The 18,842-nt window shown below is 64.7% G+C and carries 17 protein-coding genes; 11 read left to right on the top strand and 6 right to left on the bottom strand.

What is annotated here, in order from left to right; genetic code table 11:
* Positions 1–297: 297 nt before the first annotated feature.
* Positions 298–2,259 (bottom strand): S9 family peptidase, encoded by a 1,962-nt coding sequence (locus tag VNK82_12240; protein ID HXE91719.1) that lies wholly within the window; start codon positions 2,257–2,259, stop codon positions 298–300.
* Positions 2,260–2,374: 115 nt separating this feature from the next.
* Here VNK82_12240 and VNK82_12235 point away from each other — a divergent pair, with 115 nt between their 5' ends.
* From VNK82_12235 to VNK82_12215, 5 genes are all read left to right on the top strand, one after another.
* Positions 2,375–3,451, top strand: a complete 1,077-nt coding sequence (locus tag VNK82_12235; GenBank protein HXE91718.1) for a peptidylprolyl isomerase — start codon at positions 2,375–2,377, stop codon at positions 3,449–3,451.
* Between the two features lie 5 nt (positions 3,452–3,456).
* Complete coding sequence (locus tag VNK82_12230) at positions 3,457–4,479, top strand: HD domain-containing protein (protein HXE91717.1); 1,023 nt, start codon at positions 3,457–3,459, stop codon at positions 4,477–4,479.
* Positions 4,476–4,907: a BlaI/MecI/CopY family transcriptional regulator gene (locus tag VNK82_12225; protein HXE91716.1), complete on the top strand. Its 432-nt coding sequence runs from the start codon at positions 4,476–4,478 to the stop codon at positions 4,905–4,907. The genes VNK82_12230 and VNK82_12225 overlap by 4 nt, the downstream gene beginning before the upstream one ends.
* A 142-nt stretch (positions 4,908–5,049) precedes the next feature.
* A complete protein-coding gene (locus VNK82_12220; protein HXE91715.1) occupies positions 5,050–5,721 on the top strand; it encodes a hypothetical protein in 672 nt (223 codons plus the stop codon).
* Between the two features lie 101 nt (positions 5,722–5,822).
* Positions 5,823–6,518 (top strand): haloacid dehalogenase type II, encoded by a 696-nt coding sequence (locus VNK82_12215; GenBank protein HXE91714.1) that lies wholly within the window; start codon positions 5,823–5,825, stop codon positions 6,516–6,518.
* A gap of 22 nt (positions 6,519–6,540) precedes the next feature.
* Here VNK82_12215 and VNK82_12210 read toward each other — a convergent pair whose 3' ends face one another.
* Positions 6,541–7,119 (bottom strand): hypothetical protein, encoded by a 579-nt coding sequence (locus VNK82_12210; protein ID HXE91713.1) that lies wholly within the window; start codon positions 7,117–7,119, stop codon positions 6,541–6,543.
* A 158-nt stretch (positions 7,120–7,277) separates the two neighbouring features.
* Between VNK82_12210 and aroC the strand changes: the two genes are divergently transcribed.
* From aroC to rsmB, 4 genes are all read left to right on the top strand, one after another.
* Positions 7,278–8,459, top strand: a complete 1,182-nt coding sequence (aroC, locus tag VNK82_12205) for a chorismate synthase (GenBank protein ID HXE91712.1) — start codon at positions 7,278–7,280, stop codon at positions 8,457–8,459.
* Positions 8,460–8,969, top strand: a complete 510-nt coding sequence (gene def, locus VNK82_12200; protein HXE91711.1) for a peptide deformylase — start codon at positions 8,460–8,462, stop codon at positions 8,967–8,969.
* Between the two features lie 85 nt (positions 8,970–9,054).
* On the top strand, positions 9,055–9,996 hold the full coding sequence (gene fmt / locus VNK82_12195; GenBank protein ID HXE91710.1) for a methionyl-tRNA formyltransferase: 942 nt from the start codon (positions 9,055–9,057) through the stop codon (positions 9,994–9,996).
* Positions 9,996–11,333 carry a 16S rRNA (cytosine(967)-C(5))-methyltransferase RsmB gene (gene rsmB, locus VNK82_12190; protein ID HXE91709.1) on the top strand — a complete coding sequence of 446 codons (1,338 nt, stop codon included), beginning with the start codon at positions 9,996–9,998 and terminating at the stop codon, positions 11,331–11,333. The genes fmt and rsmB overlap by 1 nt, the downstream gene beginning before the upstream one ends.
* A 34-nt stretch (positions 11,334–11,367) precedes the next feature.
* On the opposite strand, the gene VNK82_12185 is transcribed toward rsmB, so the two are convergent.
* A complete protein-coding gene (locus VNK82_12185) occupies positions 11,368–12,108 on the bottom strand; it encodes a PASTA domain-containing protein (GenBank protein HXE91708.1) in 741 nt (246 codons plus the stop codon).
* A gap of 98 nt (positions 12,109–12,206) precedes the next feature.
* Here VNK82_12185 and VNK82_12180 point away from each other — a divergent pair, with 98 nt between their 5' ends.
* Complete coding sequence (locus VNK82_12180; protein HXE91707.1) at positions 12,207–13,517, top strand: aspartate aminotransferase family protein; 1,311 nt, start codon at positions 12,207–12,209, stop codon at positions 13,515–13,517.
* 312 nt (positions 13,518–13,829) lie between these two features.
* On the top strand, positions 13,830–14,237 hold the full coding sequence (locus VNK82_12175; protein HXE91706.1) for a hypothetical protein: 408 nt from the start codon (positions 13,830–13,832) through the stop codon (positions 14,235–14,237).
* A gap of 125 nt (positions 14,238–14,362) precedes the next feature.
* Here the strand turns inward: VNK82_12175 and tnpA are convergent, their stop codons facing one another.
* The 3 genes from tnpA to VNK82_12160 form a co-directional block, all read right to left on the bottom strand.
* On the bottom strand, positions 14,363–14,806 hold the full coding sequence (tnpA, locus tag VNK82_12170; GenBank protein HXE91705.1) for an IS200/IS605 family transposase: 444 nt from the start codon (positions 14,804–14,806) through the stop codon (positions 14,363–14,365).
* A gap of 357 nt (positions 14,807–15,163) precedes the next feature.
* Positions 15,164–17,395, bottom strand: coding sequence for a PBP1A family penicillin-binding protein (locus VNK82_12165; GenBank protein ID HXE91704.1), 2,232 nt, complete (start codon positions 17,393–17,395; stop codon positions 15,164–15,166).
* 169 nt (positions 17,396–17,564) lie between these two features.
* Positions 17,565–18,773 carry a S41 family peptidase gene (locus VNK82_12160; protein ID HXE91703.1) on the bottom strand — a complete coding sequence of 403 codons (1,209 nt, stop codon included), beginning with the start codon at positions 18,771–18,773 and terminating at the stop codon, positions 17,565–17,567.
* Between the last annotated feature and the right edge of the window lie 69 nt (positions 18,774–18,842).

The following is an 18,842-nucleotide window of genomic DNA, read 5'->3' as shown; positions in this document are numbered from 1 at the left end:
AGGGCGTTCAAGGCGACCGCGCAGGATACAGGACCCTGCAAGCGCTGCGACAAAAAGGTCCGATTTTGTTCCGGAAGCGGAACATACGCGCAACTCCCTTGTGTTCAAGCACTTGGGTGCGCGGGGATGGGGAGCCCGGGAAAAGCCTGGGACGAACCGCTATCCCACGTCAGCGCCGAAAAGCGTGGCGCAGACATGGGGCACCGTCGGCGGAGCCGGAACACCGCAAGAAAAGCCTGGGACGAACCGTTATCCCACGTCTGCGCCGAAAGGCGTGGCGCAGACATGGGGCACCGTCTAGGGCGCGTTCTTCAGGTGCTTGTCCAGGAAGTCGGCGATGGCGGAGTAGCCCTTGATGCGGTTGGGGCGCTTGGCCAGGCCGTGTCCTTCATCGGCGAAGACCAGGTATTCCACGGGCACGCCGCGGGCTTTCAGTTTCTCCACCATCTGGTCGGATTCGATCTTGGGGACGCGGGGATCGTTGGCGCCCTGGATGATGATGAGCGGAGCGCGGACGCGGTCCACGAAATTGATGGGTGAGATGGAGGCCATGAACTCCGGGTCCTTTTCCGGATCGCCGTACTCGGAGGCGCGATGCGCCCTTCGCCACGGCCCGGTGTTGGCGAAAAACGTCTTCCAGTTGCTGATACCGACGATGTCGACGACCGCCGCCCACAGTTCGGGATGCATGGTGGCCTGGGCCAGCGCCATGAACCCGCCGTAGCTGCCGCCCATCACGGCGATCTTGCGCGCGTCCACATAGCCGGTGGACTTCAGGTAGTCCACGGCGAGGGCGACGTCGCGAATGGCGTCGGGACGCTTCTTGTAGTCGTCCATATGGACGTACGCGCGCCCGAAGCCGGCGCTGCCGCGGATGTTGGGCGCCAGGATGGCGTACCCGCGGTTCAAAAAGTACTGGAAGACGGCGTCGAAGTCGGGGCGCTCCTGAGATTCCGGGCCGCCGTGCACATAGACGATGGCCGGCAGGCGCCCGTCTTTCTGCGCTCCCTGCGGCAGGTAGAAAAAGGCGGGGACCTCGACTCCGTCGAAGGAGCGATAGCGGACGAACTCCGGGGTGACGAAGCTGGAGGAGGGAATGCCGGCGCGGCTGGAGTGCGAGACCTGGCGGGCAACGGCGCCGGCGGACTTGCTCGCCGGGACAGTCCCCGGGGCTGCCGGCGCGCTCAACTGCAGCACCCAGACGTCGGAATTGATGCCCGGCGAGGAGTAGGCGAAGGCGACTTTGGTGCCGTCGCCGTTGAAGCTGGCCTTGCTCACCACACCGCGCGGCAGCCCGCGGAAGAGCTCGACGGTCCCGGTCTTCAGGTTGCGGACGCGCACGGCCGAGGCGGCGTCCTCGTTCCAGGCGTAGAACAACCACCTGCCCTTGGGATCGACCGTGAGCCCGGTCGTGTCGTCGACGTCGTAATTGGAATCCTCCACGTAGGTGAGCTTCTGCTGGCGCAGGTCGTAGAACGCCAGGTTGAACTTATCGCGCCCCTGGTTGGTGGCGACGTAGAATCCGCTGCCGTCCGGCATCCAGGCCATGTCGCGGTAGAACGCTTCGCCGGTGTGGGGAGTCAGATGGAGCACGCTTTCGCTGCGCGTATCGAAGAGGAACAGGTCATTGTCGTCGGTGGAGTGCTCCCGGACGACCAGCAGGTGGCGGCCGTCGGGCGAGAACGAGTGCGCGTAGTGGTTCACCTCGCCGGCCACGATGCGGCGTGACTTGCGCGTGGCCAGCTCCATGACGTACACGTCGAAGATGCGCTCGTTGCGCTCGTTCGAGGAGTAACAGATCCAGGCGCCGTCACGGGAGAAGTCGCCGAACTGATAGATGGATTTCGGAGCCTCGGTAAGGGCGTCGATGGTTTCCCCTTCCGGGTCCATCAGAAAGAGCTGGGAGCGCTCGTTGCCGCCGGCGTCGCGGGTGAATAGCAGCACGTCGCCGCGCGGCGACCAGCGCACCGACTGCACGCGGTCGTCGAAAAAGGTGAGCTGCTCGGCGTAGCCGCCGCGGGCCGGGTGCTTCCACACCTGATTGGTGCCGGTGACGTTCGTCAGGTAGGCGATGTCGTCGGTAACGGGCGAGTAGGTCGGTGCGGTGGCCGAGCGGATGTTCAGGTAACGCTCGATGCTCCGCGGCCCAGCAGGCCGCAGGATGGAGGGCGCCGGGGCCGTCGGCGCCTGGCCCCACGCCACGACGCAGCAAACAAGAAGGAAAGCGAGGTTCCACCACATCCGGAGGGCGCGCTTCATGGCGCCCGCATTATAGCGGGCGCCTGCGCGTGCCTGTCCTTTTGTGGAAGGCGGAGGTAGACTAGGGTGGACGAGGGAGACCTCGTCCGAAACTTCCGGGGGAATACCGGGAACCATGCGGAAATACCTGCTTCTGCTGACGGTGACGCTGTCGCCGGCGGCGCTGGCCGCCGACGGGACCGTGGTCGAGGACATCATCGCCCAGATCAACGCGGACGTCATCACCCGCTCCGACCTGCAGCACGAGCGCAACCAGATGATGGCCGAATTGCAGCAGCAGGCCCCCGGCCAGGCTCAGACCCTGTTCGCCGAACGCGAGAAGGACCTGCTGCGCAACCTGATCGATGAGCGCCTGCTGGTGCAGAAGGGGGCGGACCTGGGCATCAACGCCGAGGTCGAGCTGATCAAGCGGCTGGATGAGATCCGCAAGTCGCTGAACCTGGAGACCATGGAAGATCTGGAGAAGGCGGCGCAGCAGCAGGGCGTCTCCTACGAGGACTTCAAGCAGAACCTGCGCAACAGCATCATCACCCAGCAGGTGATCGGCCGCGAGGTGGGCTCGCGGATCCAGTTCACGCAGGAAGAACTCCAGAAGTACTACGAGGAGCACAAGCAGCAGTTCAGCCAGCCCGAACATGTGCGCTTGAGCGAGATCCTGGTGGCCACGCCCGCACCGGAAGGACAGTCGCCCGACCCGCAGCAGGTGGAACAGGCGGAGCGCAAGGCGAAGGAGTTGCTGGCTGAGATCCGCGGCGGCGCCAGCTTCGATGAGGTGGCCCGCAAATCGTCCGAAGGCCCCACCGCGGCGCAGGGCGGCGACCTGGGGACCTTCCAGCGCGGCGTCCTGGCGGCGGAACTGGAGAAGCTCACCTTCGAGATGAAGGTGGGCGACGTTTCCGATGTCATCCGTACCCGGCAGGGCTTTATCATCCTGAAGGTCACTGAGCACCCGGCGCCCGGCGTCCCGGAGATGAAGACCGTGGAACCGCGCATCATGGAGGCGCTGTACTACTCCAAGCTGCAGCCCGCCTTGCGCGCCTACCTGACCAAGCTGCGCGAGGAAGCCTATATCGACATCCGCGAGGGCTACGTGGACACCGGCGCCAGCCCCAACCAGACCAAGCCCGTGTACACCACCGCCTCCGTCGAGGAAGAGAAGAAGAAAAAGAAGAAGAAGTTCCTGATCTTCTGAGCGCGATGAAGGAATTTTTCGTCCGCGAAGCGCCGCTCCACGAGAACAAGGTCATCACCTCTTCGTTCGTCGTGGCCGCCAAGCAGATCCGATCGCGCAAGGATGGCGGAGAACCCTACCTGGCGCTCACCCTGGCCGACCGCACCGGCCTGCTCGAAGGCCGCATGTGGGAAAACGTCGCCGAGCACCTGCAGAGCTTCGAGCAGGACGATTTTCTCAAGGTGCGCGGCACCATCAGCCGCTACCGCAACCGGTACCAGATCACCATCCAGAAGCTGCGCCGCCTGGAAGAGTCGGAGGTGGATTACGCCGACTACCTTCCCCGAACGGAAAAGGACGTCGAGGAGCTGTGGCGGACATTGGCGGAGTTCGCGGCGACCTTCCGGAATCCGCACCTCAAGGCGTTGCTGGAGGCGTTCATGGCGGATCCGGAGATTTCCACGCGCTACCGCGCGGCGCCGGCCGCCAAGTCGATGCACCACGCCTATCTCGGCGGTCTGCTGGAGCACGTGGTCTCGCTCATGAAGCTGTGCGACCTGGTGGTGCAGAACTATCCCGAGATCGACCGCGACCTGCTCCTGACCGGCGCATTCCTGCATGACATCGGCAAGATCTACGAGCTTTCTTATGAGCGCTCCTTCAGCTACACGACCCGCGGCCAGTTGCTGGGACACATGATCATCGAGCTGGAAATGCTGCAGCAGAAGATCGCCGCGCTGCCGGACTTCCCGGAGAGGCTGAAGACGCTGCTCGAACACCTGATCATCAGCCACCACGGGCAGTACGAGTTCGGCTCGCCCAAGCTGCCCATGTTCCCGGAAGCGCTGCTGCTGCACTATCTCGACGATCTCGACTCCAAGATGGAGAGCATGCGCAGCCACCTGGCGCGGGACGCCAACGAGGGCGAGTGGACCGGGTACAACACTTCGCTCAGCCGCACGCTGCTCAAGACGCGGCAGTTTCTGGAGGGCGAAGCGGAAGCAGCCGAAGACGCAACCCCGTCTTCTGCCGAAGAGGAGAAGCGTTGAACGCGCGGCTGCCACAACTGGAGATGGACTGCATGAGTGTCCTGTGGCGGCAGCCCGCTGCCACGGTGGCCGAGGTCCGTTCCGCGCTGCCCCGTCCGCTGGCCTACACCACGGTGATGACCGTGCTCGACCGCATGGCCTCCAAGGGCGTGGTGACGCGGCACAAGAACGGCCGCGCGTACCTGTACTCGGCCGTGCTGGACCGCGAAACCGCGCGCCGGGCGGCGGTCGAGCGCCTGCTCGCCAACCTGTTCGAGAACGACCGCGCGGCCCTGGTGGAATACCTGGCGCGGCCGGCGCAACGAGCGGAACGTTCGCATGGAACGTCGGCGCCCGCGACCGTCCGCTCACGCAAGCTTCGGCGCGCAGAAAAAGCGGCGGAGAAACCATCGTTCGCTCCGTCTCACATTGACGAATCGCTGCTCTGAGGCGGCAACCGCCCGGGGCCCGGCATCATCTAAGCTCGGGAGTTGGGCAATACTCGGACCGCTCCCAACCGGACATGTCCAACCGGACATTGCCTGGCAACGCACAGTTTGATAAGAAGTGCAGAACGAAGAGGAGGCGCAGATGCGCACACGTCTTGCAACATTCGCACTGGTATTCGTACTGGTAATCTCGCTCGCGGCCTGCAGCAGCAAACCGAGCGAAGAAACTACGGCAGAGGGCGCCAAGAGCGAAATGGCGGCCAAACCATCGTCGCCGAGCCTGATCGAACGCGTGACCGCCAAGCCCATCACCGTGCCCGCCGGAACCGCCATCATCATCCGCACGGGTGAGGCGTTGGGCTCGAAGATCAGCCACGCCGGCGACAGCTTCACCGGCGTGGTCGCCGAACCCGTCACCATCGACGGCAAAGTCGTCATCCCTGAGGGCTCGGAAGTGGTCGGAACCGTCACCGACGCCAAGGCCCGCGGCAAGTTCAAGGGTGAAGCCCGGCTGGGGCTGAACCTGGTCGCGGTTCGCGTCAAAGGGACCAAGTATGACGTGGAGACCAGCGAGGTCGAGCGCGTGATGAAGGGCAAGGGCAAGCGCACCGCGGCCATGATCGGCGGCGGCGCGGGCGCCGGCGCCCTGATCGGAGCCCTGGCGGGCGGCGGCAAGGGCGCCGCCATCGGCGCGGCCGTCGGTGCGGGCGCGGGCACGGCCGGCGCCGGCCTCACCGGCAACCAGGACATCAGCATCCCGGCCGAATCGCTGCTCAGCTTCAAGCTGCAGTCGCCGGTCGAGATCAAGCCGTAGCTGATGGTTGAATCCGGTCATCGGGTAATTGCAGAATCGTCGCGGCTGGCGCTCCGCGCGGTTCGCAATTACCCGAGTACCAATCACCAGACCGATTGCCTGTGAACTTCTCGCGCTTCCGCGTCCTCACGTTCGACTGCTACGGCACGCTCATCGACTGGGAGAGCGGCATTCTCGGTTTCTTCCGTCCGCTGCTTGGCCGCCACGGCAAAGCGCTGAGCGACGACGAAATCCTCGACACCTACGCCGAACTCGAGTCCGAGGCCGAACGCGGTGAGTACAGGACGTATCGCAACGTGCTGCGTTCGGTGGCTCACGGCTTCGGCGTGCGCCTGGACTTCCCCGTTTCCCCCGCAGAAGCCGACGCGCTGCCGGCTTCGCTTCCCGCCTGGCCTCCGTTCCCGGATACGGTCGCGGCGCTTCGCCGGCTGAAGACACGCTACCAGCTCGCCATCATCTCCAATACCGACGACGACCTCTTCGCGGAAACCGCTAAACGGCTCGAGGTCCATTTCGATTTCGTCATCACAGCGCAGCAGGCAGGCAGCTACAAGCCTTCGCTCAACAACTTCCGGCAGGCTGTCGCACGCATCGGGCTGCCGAAAGAACAGATCCTGCACTGCGCCCAGAGCCGGTTCCATGACGTTGCGCCCGCGCGCTCCATCGGCCTGGCGACGGTGTGGGTGAATCGTCGGGCCGGCAAGGGTACGCCGTGGGGCGCCAGTATGCCGTCGGAGGCGCAGCCCGATCTCGAAGTCCCGGATTTGAAGGCGCTGGCGGCGCTGGCCGTGCCCTAGTGCGCGGAGAGGCGGCGAAGGCTCAGCGGTGTGTCGCCGCGGTCAGCAGGTCCGGCGGGATGTGCCGCAGCGGCAGCAGCACGTCACGCGTCAGGCGGATCTCCTCGTCGCGCGATACGTAGACCACGCCGTACATGTCATCGCGCTGGGGAACCACCTCCCGGTGCCTGGCGCTGGCGACGGTAACCGGCCCATGCACCACGCGAACCACGGCCTTGTCCACGGTCACCAGGCTGGCGCCTGATTTTTCCCAGGGCACGCAGACCGGCCCGGCGAGGAACGCGTTCAGCACCGCACGTCCGTCCTTCCACTCCGCTTTCAGGATGTAGAGCGCCAGCCGCGCCTCTCCGTGCCTGCCGCGGGGTTCGACCAGGGTGATGCTGCCGAAGAGCCGCGCGCCTTTAGGGATCACCACGCGGCCGTCGGAATCACGTGTTTCGCGCCACAGCTCCAGCTCCACCAGTTGGTCCGGCTTCGCCGTCGCCGTGTCGATGGGAGTCAGCGGACGTGCCCAGAGGGCGAGCATCTGGGAAGCGCCAGAAGCATGTTCCGCCTGCTGGGCTGAGCCTGGAAGCGACACCAGCAAAAGAACGAGGACCACCGCACACCGTTCCATACCGTCTCCCCTGAGACGGTGTGCCGTGGGTCGGGCCGCCGCGACCGGGCACCCACTCACCGAAAAGTTGCCGCACACGCTACGCCCGTGCGCTCGGGCTGTCAAGAAAGAACGTGGGTTATTGTTTAGAATGACCGCCTGCCATGCTGCGCTTTTCCACCGCCGGCGAGTCCCACGGAGAAGCCCTGATCGCGTTGCTCTCCGGCATCCCTGCCGGTCTCGCAATCGACCAGTCTTTCCTGGACCGCGAACTTTGGCGGCGTCAGCAGGGCTACGGGCGCGGCGGACGGATGAAGATCGAGCGCGACACCGCGCACATCCTCGGCGGCGTGCGGCAGGGCGCGACCATCGGCTCGCCCATCGCCATCCGTCTGGAGAATCGCGATTGGAAGAACTGGCAGGAAGCGCTGCCGGTAGGGGAAGGCGATCCGGCCAAGCATCGCCCGGTCGCTTCCCCGCGCCCCGGACACGCCGACCTCGCCGGCGCGCTCAAGTACAACTTCCCGGAAGCGCGTTTCGTGCTGGAGCGCGCTTCGGCGCGCGAGTCGGCGGCGCGCGTCGCCGCCGGTGCCATCGCCAAGCTGTTCCTGCGCGCTCTGGGGATCGAGGTCCTCAGCCACGTGCTGGCTGTGGGCGGCGCTTCCGTGCGCGACGCCGAGATCCCCTGGGAGCGCATCCGGGCGCTGGCCGAGCGCGATGAGGTCCTGCTCAACTGCGCCGACCCGGAAGCCGAACCGCGCATGAAGGAGGAAGTGGACCGGGCGCTGCAAACGGGCGATTCCGTCGGCGGCGTCTTTGAAGTCGTGGCGCACGGCGTTCCACCCGGCCTCGGCACCTATGCCAACTGGGACGAGCGTCTGGATGCCCTGCTGGCGTACGCTGTGATGTCGCTGCCCGCGGTGAAGGCTGTCGAGATCGGTACCGGCGTGGCGGCAGCCGGCTCGCCCGGCTCGGCCGTGCACGATCCCATCGTCTACGATGCGGCCGGCGCGACGACGTTCACGCATTTCACGCGCCGCTCGAACCATGCCGGCGGCATCGAGGGCGGCGTCTCCAACGGCCAGGACATCCTGGTGCGCGGCTATTTGAAACCTATTTCCACCCTGCGGCGGCCCCTGGAATCCGTGGACTTCAAGACGCGCGAGCCGGTAGCGGCCGCCTACGAGCGCTCGGACGTGTGCGTGGTGCCCGCAGCTGGCGTGGCCGCCGAGTCCATGGTGGCGCTGACTCTCGCCCGCTGCGCGTTGGAGAAATTCGGCGGCGACTCTATGATGGAAACGGAACGCAACTTCCGCAACTACTGCCAGCAGTTACGGAACTACTGAATGATCTATCCCATCGTGAAGTTTGGCGACCCGGTGCTCGAGCGGCCCGCCGCGCCGGTCACCGTGTTCGACGATGAACTGCGCAAGCTGGTGGAGGACATGTTCGAGAGCATGTACGCCGCCCACGGCGTCGGGCTGGCTGCGCCGCAGATCGGCATCTCCAAGCGTTTGGCCGTCATCGACGTCAGCTTCAAGGAGGATCCCGGCGCCAAGCTGGTCCTGGTGAATCCGGAGATCATTCACAAAGAGGGCAAGCAGCGCTCGAGTGAAGGATGCCTCAGCCTGCCGGAGTTCCGCGCCGAGGTCACGCGCGCCCATCGCGTCACCGTGCGCGCCCAGGATCTGGAGGGCAAGGTCTTCGAGAAAACCGGCGAGGACTTGCTGGCGCGCGCCCTGCTCCATGAGACCGATCATCTGAACGGGCGCCTGTTCATTCACCACATCAGCGCTCTCAAGCGCGACCTGATCAAGCGCAAGATCCGCAAGCTGGCCAAGGCGGGAGAATGGTAGAGCGATTGGGAAATTGAGAAATTTGGAAAGTTGATAATTGGATTCGCAGTTGCTTTTCTCGGTTGCCCAATTTTCCAATCACCCAATGAATCTTGTTTTCTGCGGCACGCCCGAGTTCGCCGTTCCCACGCTCGACCGCCTGGTTGAAGCCGGCCATGACGTCCGTCTCGTGGTGACGCAACCCGATCGCCCGCGGGGCCGCGGCCTGGAGCTCGCCGCTTCGCCGGTCAAGCGCCGCGCTGAAGCGCTCCGGCTTCCGGTCGTGCAGCCGGAGAAGATCAAGAACAACTCCGCTTTCCGCGAGCAGTTGGAGTCGCTCGCGCCGCGAGCCATCATCGTGGTGGGCTACGGGCGCATCATCCCCAGGTGGATGATCGACCTGCCGCCGCTCGGCAACCTGAACTTGCACGCGTCGCTGTTGCCGAAGTACCGCGGCGCCGCGCCTATCCAGTGGGCCATCGCCTCCGGTGAGACCATCACCGGCGTCACCACCATGCGCATCGACGAAGGACTGGACACCGGCGACATCCTGCTGCAACGCGCCGTGCCCATCGCGCATGACGACACGGCGGAAACCCTGGCTCCCAGGCTCGCCGCACTGGGCGCCGACCTGATGGCCGATACGCTGCGCGGCCTCGAAGCCGGCACCATCGAGCCGCGGCCGCAAAACCACGAGCACGCCACGTTCGCGCCTCTGCTCAAGAAGGAAGATGGCCTTATCGACTTCGCGAAGACCGCACGTGAGATTCACAATCGTCTGCGCGGCTTCCAGCCCTGGCCGGGCATCTACAGCACCTTCCGCGGGAAGCAACTGGCCATTCAACGCGCCCGGGTTGCGGAAGGCTTCTCTTCGCTGACGCCCGGTGAACTGCATGTCGAAGGCGAACGCATGCTGGTGGGATGTGGTGAGGGCACCGTGCTGGAACTGCTGGACGTCCAGCCGGAAGGCAAGAAGCGCATGGCCGCGCGCGACTTCCTGCACGGCTATCGCCCGCAGCCCGGGGAGCGCCTTGGCGCGGCAGCCTGATGCCGGTCTCACCTGCCCGCGCCGCCGCCTTCGACATCCTGTTGCGCGTGGACCGGCAATCCGCCTGGACGGATGAGCTGTTGCACTCGCGCATGCTCGACCCGCTCTCACCCGCCGATCGCGCCCTCACCACCGAGCTGGTGATGGGTGTGCTCCGCTGGCGCTCGCGACTGGACGCTGTACTGGCACCCCTTTCGCGCCAGGCCCTGGCCAAGCTTGATGCCGAAGTACTGCTGGCGCTGCGGCTCGCGGTTTATCAGCTCGGATTTTTGGACCGCGTACCCGTACACGCTGCCGTGGATGAAAGCGTCGAGTTGACCAAGCGTGCGGGCAAGCGTTTCGCCGCGCCCTTCGTCAATGCCGTGCTGCGCCGCCTGGCGAAAAATGCCGGCAGCCTGAAGCCTGCCGCACAACCGCCGGGCGACGCTTCGGAACTGGCTGAACAGTTTGCGCATCCGCCGTGGCTGGTGGAGCGCTGGGCCGGTCGATTCGGTCTCGAAACCGCAACTTTGCTCTGCCAATTCGACCAGCGACCACCGCAGGCCGTGCTGCGGGTCGACGATCCTGCGGTTGAATCGGACCTCACTGCGGCCGGCATCAAGCTCACGCCCGGTGTGCTGGTCTCAACCGCGCGGCGCGTCGTGAGTGGAGACGTTACCGTCACGCCTGTCTTCGCCAGCGGCCGCGTCCACTTTCAGGATGAGGCCTCGCAGCTTGTCGCGCTGCTGGTAGGGGGCGGCCGGCGCATCCTCGATTGCTGCGCTGCGCCCGGCGGCAAGTGCGCTGCCATCGCCACGCGCCATCCCGAGGCGCTCGTGATCGCCACCGACCTTCACCCGCATCGCGCCCGCCTGCTCCGCCTACAAGTGCGCGCCTCCAACGTGCGCGTCATGGCCGCCGATGCCACGTGCCTGCCCTTCGCCGGCGGTTTCGACGCCGTGCTCGCGGATGTGCCTTGCACGGGCACGGGCACGCTCGCGCGCAATCCCGAAATCAAGTGGCGTCTGCGGCCGCAAGACCTTCCTGACCTTCATGCCCGGCAGGTTGCCATTCTCTCCGCCGCGCTGGCCCAGGTCACGGCGGGCGGGCGCGTCATCTACTCCACCTGCTCGCTCGAACCGGAAGAAGACGAGCAAGTCGTGGAAGAGGTGCTGGCCCAGCGGAAGGATGTGCGCCTCATCGACTGCGGCCCAGAACTCGCGCGCCTTCGCGCCGACGGACTGCTCGTCTGGAGCGATGTCGATTCGCTCCTCCGCGGTCTGTACCTGCGCACGCTACCCGGCGTGCATCCCTGCGACGGCTTCTTCGCAGCGATTCTGGAACGTGGCCGCCTATGATCGCAGAGGCGCACCTTGCTGTGTCTCCTGCGTCTCAGCGTGTGATTTCGAAGTGCACGACGGTGCCCGGCGTCACCCGCGTGCCCGGCGCCGGCATCTGCCGGCTGACGACGGTGGGCTTGGCGATGGAGGTTGGATCCCCGGTCTTGGGCTCGCCGAACACCACGGTGACGTTGCCCACCAGCAGCCCCGCCTGCTCCACCGCCGCTGACGCCTCGGCCAGCGGCTGTCCCACCAGGTCGGGCATGACGAAGGCTTCCGTATCGCGCGGCGCGGTCACCAGCAGGTTCACACGCGGCGATGCGGTCGGGCCGCCGTAGGGCGGCGGGCTTTGCGCCACCACCTGGTCTTCCGGCAGATCGGGCAGATGTACGACGGCGATGTTGCCCACCTCCAGCCCCCGCCGCACCACGTTGATCTCGGCGACGCGCAAGCTCTGGCCCACCACGCTCGGAACTTCGGCGCGCTGCGAGCCCAGGCTCACCGCCACCCGCACGCGCCATCCGCCGCGCACTTTCGTGCCCGCAGGCGGCTGCTGCGAAACGATGTGCCCTTCGGGCACGTCGGCGCTGTAGAAACGGCCTTCGATTTCGAGCCGCAATCCCTGCGTACGCAGCCGGCGCTCCGCCTCCACCGGCGCCATGCCCACCAGCCTGGGGATCTCCACTTCGTGCCCGTGGATGGCCCAGCGCATGGCCAGCAATCCCGACACCATGGCCACGAAGACCAGCGCCACACCCAGCAGCAGTCCGCGGAAGACGCTCTTCGCCGTCATCGTTCTAAGCCAGTGTGCCAGAGCGCGGCTTCCGTGAGAAGATGTGTTTCTTCATTTCCCGGCGAACGCCGCACGCGTCCGCGGAAAGGACTCTGCTCATGACCCGCGAAGAGATCGTGCGCAAGCAGAAGGAATTCATCTTCCCCTCGGTCGCGACCTACTATCAGGAGCCGTTGCCGCTCGACCGCGGCTTCATGCAGCACGTCTGGGACACTGACGGGCGCAAGTACCTGGATTTCTTCGGCGGCATCGTCACCATCAGCGTGGGCCACGCCAACCCGCGCATCACCGAAAAAACCAGGGCGCAGATTGAAAAGCTCCAGCACGTCTCCACCTGCTTCCCTACCGAGCCGATGGTGGCGCTGGCGGAAAAGATCGCGGAGATCACGCCCGGCGCGCTCAAGAAATCGTTCTTTACGAACAGCGGCACCGAGGCCAATGAGACCGCGGTGCAGGTCGCGCGCATGCACACCGGCAACTTCGAGATCGTGGCGCTGCGCCACGGCTACAGCGGCCGCTCGTCGATGGCCCGTGCCATGACCGGCCTGCACACCTGGCGCAAGGGCACCATCGAAGTCGGCATCGTGCATGCCATGAATCCCTACTGCTACCGGTGTCCCTTGGGTCTGAAGTACCCGGAGTGCGACATCGCCTGCGTCAACGACATCGAGCAGGTCATCCAGACTTCGACTTCGGGCCGCATCGCCGCGCTGCTGGCCGAGCCCATCCAGGGCGTCGGCGGCTTCATCACTCCGCCCAAGGAATACTTCAAACTGGCCTTCAACATCGTGCGGCAGTACGGCGGCGACTTCATCGCCGACGAAGTGCAGACCGCCTGGGGCCGCACCGGGCACAAGTGGTTCGGCATCGAGCACTGGGAAGTCGAGCCCGATATCCTCACTTCCGCCAAGGGGCTGGCCAACGGCATCCCCGTGGGCCTGACCGTCGCCCGGCCCGAGATCGCCGACTCTTTCCAGGGCCTGACCATCTCCACCTTCGGCGGGAACCCCGTAACCTGCGTCACCGCCAAGGCGGTCATCGATCTCATCGAGGAGGATGACCTGCGCACCAACGCGGCCGTGGTCGGCGGCTACTTCCGGGAAAAGCTGGAAGAGCTCAAGGAGAAGCACCCGCTGATCGGTGACGTGCGCGGCATGGGCCTGATGCAGGCGCTGGAGCTAGTGGCCGACCGCAAGTCGAAAGAGCCGGCCACGCAAGCTACGCTTGCCCTCATGGAAGAAGCGCGCAAGCGCGGCCTGCTCATCGGCCGCGGCGGGCTGCACGGCAACGTCATTCGCATGTCGCCGCCGCTCAACATCGCCCGGAGCGATGTGGACGAGGCCGCGCGCATCCTCGACCAGTGCTTCGCGGCGGTGGAGGAAGTTCGGATGGCAGGCGCGGCGCGCTAGCCCCAACCGTCGGTAGAGATTGGCCATGTACAGAGATCTTCGACGCTTCTCTGGAGCTCTATTTCGTCAGTGGTGGCTGGCCACCCTCGCGGTGCTTGGCTTCGGCTCTACAATTGCAACTTACCTTCCTGCCTTTTATTCACGCTTTCCAGATTTCCTCGCTGGGTGCCCCTTGTTGTATTCGCCGTTGCATTCTTTGTTGCTTCCTTTCGACTCTTCCTTCAACAGGAGGAGAAGATTCAGCTGCTACAAGAAAGGGTGGGTTCCCTGGCGCAACGCGGTGCAGAACTTGTCATACATCCGCGCCGATCCATGTTCTACCGTTTGGCGGATCCAAACACGCGAGCAGTGCATGGTATCTGTATTCGACTCGAGCTGTTGGTTGAAAACCGCGGCAATCGGCATTCGACCGTCAATAAATTTGATTTAGCAATCCCCGAACTGAAAAAGAGCTATTCCGACCTTCGGCAACTGCGCAAGACGGGGGTTCAAACAACTACCGCGCACGTCGGAATAGCGGGCACAGACTTGGCGCCCGGTGATGTTTTAACGGTGGAGGCCGAGAAGACAATCGGCCCAGGTCAGCTTGTCTTCTTCGTCAACGACATCCCTGAGAAGGACACACACTTTCTGAGTTGTGTGCTTACGCTGCGGGATACAATCGGCGGCTCTGAATCACACACATTTGAGACTCCAGAATATGGGCATGGAACGTGGTAGCAATGGCCCCATGTCACGGATGTTAGAGGTCATCCCCAGGCGCGCAGCGCCGAAACAGATTAGCCCAGCCCGTAAGGGCTGGGTCCGCAAGCGAAGAAACGATAAAGCCCGCGAACCGGGCGGCACTATTCGAACAGGTACCGCGGATCAAACTCGATCCGGAGGCGTTTCAACAAGGCAATGAATTCCTGCTTGAAATCCCTCCGCCGGTGATGTTCCTCCTGGCTCTCGATGTATTCCGTCACGCTCGCCAGATTCGAGACGCTCACGCTGAATGCTCCATACCCTCGTTGCCACGCGAACTCACGCCCTTGCTCCCCCATCCACTTCGACGAATTCGACTTCAACAGGTTCACGGCTTTGGCGATCGACAAATCCGCCGGCAACGCCGCGAGTATGTGCACATGGTCTTCGGTTCCGCCAATCGCCATCGGATGCCCTCCGATGTTTCTCGCAATCCCAGCGAGGTAGGCCCATAGCCGCTTTTGAATCTCCCGCGGAATCATCGGCCGGCGCTCGCGGGTGCTGAAGATGATGTGCAGATTGTTGCTGACAAAGGATTGCGGCACGTTGCCTCCCTGTGTCGCCCGCTCCGCGGGCTCGCCGCATCCTACCCCTACCCTGACCCAGCCCTTACGGGCTGGGCTAATCTGTTTCGGCCCTGCGGGCCTGCGGCCTGCTAGCCGCCTCGCATTACTTTTTCCATTGAAAAATCTCTTGACAGCTGCTTTCTTAAGTGATATTATTATTTTGTGCGGTTCTCATACCGCTAAGTCCTTGGGAATCAAAGACCGAGGACTTAAGCTCTTTGAAATCAAGGATTCTCCGCAGACCACAGCCTGTAACTCCTGTGTTTTCAAAGACCGTGGGTATAGGGGGAGGGGGTCTTCCTTAGGGCCGAGCCTTCGGCTGGCGGCTGATTCCCACTAATGCGCTTCCCCGTCGCCCGGGGTTTCGTCCGGCGTATCGATTTTCTGGGCGATGGCGGTGGGCGGCACGGGCGGCGCGGGAATGAACTCTTCGCCGTCGCGCCCCTCGAGCGCCACCTTCATGAAGTCGATCCAGATAGGCAGCGCGGCCACCCCGCCGGTTTCCCTCGCGCCCAGGGTCTTTTTCTCGTCGAAGCCCACCCAGACGCCGCAGGTGAGCGAGGGCGAGAAGCCCATGAACCAGGCGTCGGTGAAGTCGTTGGTGGTGCCGGTCTTGCCGGCGAGCGCGTGGCCCAGCGACTTGGCGCGCACGGCGGTGCCGAACTGCACCACGCCCTGGAGCATCATGGTCATGATGCGGGCGGTGCGGGCGGAGATGACGTCGCGCACTTCGGGGAAGTTCTCCTCCAGCACGCGGCCGTCGTAATCGGTGACGCGGCGGATGTAATGCGGAGTCACGCGCACGCCGTCATTGGGAAAGACGGCAAACGATGCCGTCTGTTCGGCGAGCGTGACTTCGGCTGAGCCCAGCGCCACCGGCAAGTAGGGCGGCATCGGTGAAGTGACGCCAAAGCGTCGCGCCGTGTCGATGACTCTGTTGATCCCGACCGCCTCGGCCACTTTGACCGCGGGCACGTTGCGCGACTGGGCCAGCGCCCGTCGCAGCGTGATGGCGCCTTCATACTTGCCGTCGTAGTTGCGGGGCGCGTAGGGTCCGCCGCCGGAAACGAATACGGTCGGCGCATCGATGACCACGTCGTTCGGCGACATGCCCTCCTCGATGGCGGCCGTATAGACGTAGGGCTTGAAGGAGGAGCCTACCTGGCGCAGGGCTTGCGTGGCGCGGTTGAACTTGGATTCATCGAAGTCGCGGCCCCCGACCATGGCTTTGATGTCGCCGGTCGCGTTGTCCATGGCCAGCAACGCGCCTTGCGCGCCGGAATCCTGCTCCAGGACGGCCTTCGCACGGTCCGCGCCCTCCAGAGAGACGACGCGCACATAGACGATGTCCCCGACTTCGAGCAGTTTGTCCGGGGAGCGGCGCCCGGTCCAGGCGATATCGGAAGGCGCCAGCTCCGCCATCCGTTTGCCCAGCTTCACAGTCGCGGTGGCTGGTGTCACTTGGGTAACCAGCGCATGCACGTAGCTGCCCGGCTCGATGGGTTCGCTCCAGTCCGGATGCCGCCAGGCCTCGAGGGTTTCGCCCATGCGCAGCACATTGCGCAATTTGCCCTTCCAGCCGTGGCGGCGCTCGTAGGCAGCCAGGCCGTCGAGCACCGCTTTATTGGCGGCTTTCTGCAGTTCGAGATTGAGCGTGGTGTAGACGCGCAGGCCGCCACGATGGACCTCGTCGCTGCCGTACTTCCGTTCCAGGTACTGGCGAACTTCCTCGACGAAGTAGGGCGCCAGGCTGTTGGTGGGAACGTTTACCTTCAGGCGGATGGGCGAGGCTTTGGCGCGCGTGGCCTGCTCGGCGGTGATCTTTCCGTCCTCCAGCATCGCGTTGAGCACCAGGTTGCGGCGGGCCAGCGCGCGCTCCGGCCGATTGATGGGAGAGAGCGATTCCGGGCTCTGCGGCAGCCCGGCCAGAAGCGCCGCTTCCTCCAGCGTCAGGTCGCGCGCCGGTTTCGAGAAGTAGTATTGCGAGGCGGATTCGAAACCGTAGTTGCCATGGCCCAGATAGATCTGGTTGGCGTACATGGTGAAAATCTGGGCCTTGGTGAAGCGGCGCTCGATCTGGATGGCGAGCAGCGATTCCTGAATCTTGCGGCCCAGTTTCCGGTCGGGGGAAAGAAACAGATTGCGCGAGAGCTGCATGGTGAGCGTGGAAGCGCCCTGCTGCATGCGGCCGGAGACCAGGTTGCGCCACGCCGCGCCGGCCACGCGCCAGACATTGACGCCCCAGTGGCTCTCGAACTCCTTGTCCTCGATAGAGAGGATGGCCTCGCGCAGGACTACCGGATAGTCGTCATAGGAGGCGATGATGCGCCGCTGCAGCGCGAACGAGCCGATCACGCGCCCGCGGTCGTCGTAGAGCTCGGTGACCGCGCTGGGCCGATAGTGCTCCAGTTCGGCGACCTGCGGCAGGTCGGTGGTGTAGACGAGCAGCAGGCCGGCGCCGGCGCCGGCCACGACCGCCGCCATCAGCAGAAAGGCGATCAGGACTTTGCCGACCAGCTTCCTGCGGGGAGCCTGTTCGGAAGGGGTTAGCGACTCGAAGGGTTCCATCTACTACTACGCGTGCCGGAGCATACCAAGAATACAGTGGCTAGTGGTCAGTGGCTAGTGGCTAGAGAAAGGCCAGCTCTCGGTTCTCAGTTCTCAGTGTCCCAGTTCTCAGAGGATTGGACACCACAACCATCGTTCCGAGGCCCGGGATGTGAGACCTTCTGAACCCCTACGACTTGCGGCCTTTTACGAGATCAAGGGCGCGCTTCAGGACGTCATCCTCGCGTGCGCCCGGTTTGGCGGGTTCCTCGGGACCTTCCGCCTCGCCCTCCCCCTCGAGGTCGAACTGGTCCTGGGCGGAAGCGACGACCACGTTGGGAGTGACGGCGTTGTCCTGGATGGCCTTGCCGCCGGGCGAGTAGTACTTGGCGACCGAGAGGATGAGGGCCGACCCGTCGCCGATCTCAATGATCTTCTGCACCGAACCCAGTCCGAAAGTACGCCCGCCGACCACATCGCCGCGAGCGTTCTCCAGGACGGCTGCGGCAACGACCTCGGCTGCGCCCGCAGTACCGCGGTCCACCAGCACGACCAGCGGCAGGCTGGTGATGGCCTTGGCCGGATCGGCGGTGAAGGTCTCACGCGCATACTTCTGCCCTTCGAGGTAGGCGATAACGCCACGGTCGAGGAACAGGTTGGCTACGGCGACGCCCTCGGAGAGTTCGCCTTCCGCGACGCCGCGCAAGTCCAGCACCAGGCTTTTGGCGCCGGCATTCTCCAAAGCGCGGATCTTGGAAGCAATCTCCTGGGCGCGGCCCTTGCCCAGGGTCTCGACCTTGAGGTAGCCGACGTCGCCTTCGAGCACGCGCTCGGAGACCGGCGGGACACGCACCAGGTCGCGCGTGACCGTGATTTTCTGCGGCTCGTTGCGGCGGGCACGCACGATGGAGAAGGTGATGTTGGAACCCACCTGCCCGGGCATCAGGTTCTGGATCTCGGCCAGGGACATCTCGCGGGTGGAGCGACCGTCGATGGCCTCAATGATGTCCCCACCCTCGACGCCCGCCTTGGCCGCCGGACCGCCGGGGATGACCGAGATGACCGCCGCGTAGCCGAAGCGCTTGGAGAGTGTGGCGCCGATGTTGCCCTTGCCGTCGGCGCGGTGCTGCTTGTAGAGGCGATACTCGGAGGGATTCAGGTAGCTGGAATTGGCGTCCAGCGACTCCACCAGACCGTGCAGCGCGCCGTCGGTGACCTGGGTCATGTTGGGCTCTTCGACGTACTCGCTGCGGATGCGCTGCAGCACTTCGCCGTAGACGCCCAGTTGGCGATAGGCGCCGTCGCCCGAGGCCGCGCGCACGCCCAACCCGCCCAGAACAGCAAACAACGCCACTACTGCGGAGGTTCCTATGAGGATGGCTTTCAGTCGCCTGGACATCTTCCTATCTGATCCCTGCTTTGGTGAACTCGCCCGAAATCGGCCGCCTTCTGAGGACGATTATACGGT

The sequence above is a fragment of the Terriglobales bacterium genome, from assembly GCA_035573675.1.
Classification (GTDB): domain Bacteria; phylum Acidobacteriota; class Terriglobia; order Terriglobales; family Acidobacteriaceae; genus DATMAB01.
This window is presented reverse-complemented; position numbering and strand designations above follow the sequence as displayed.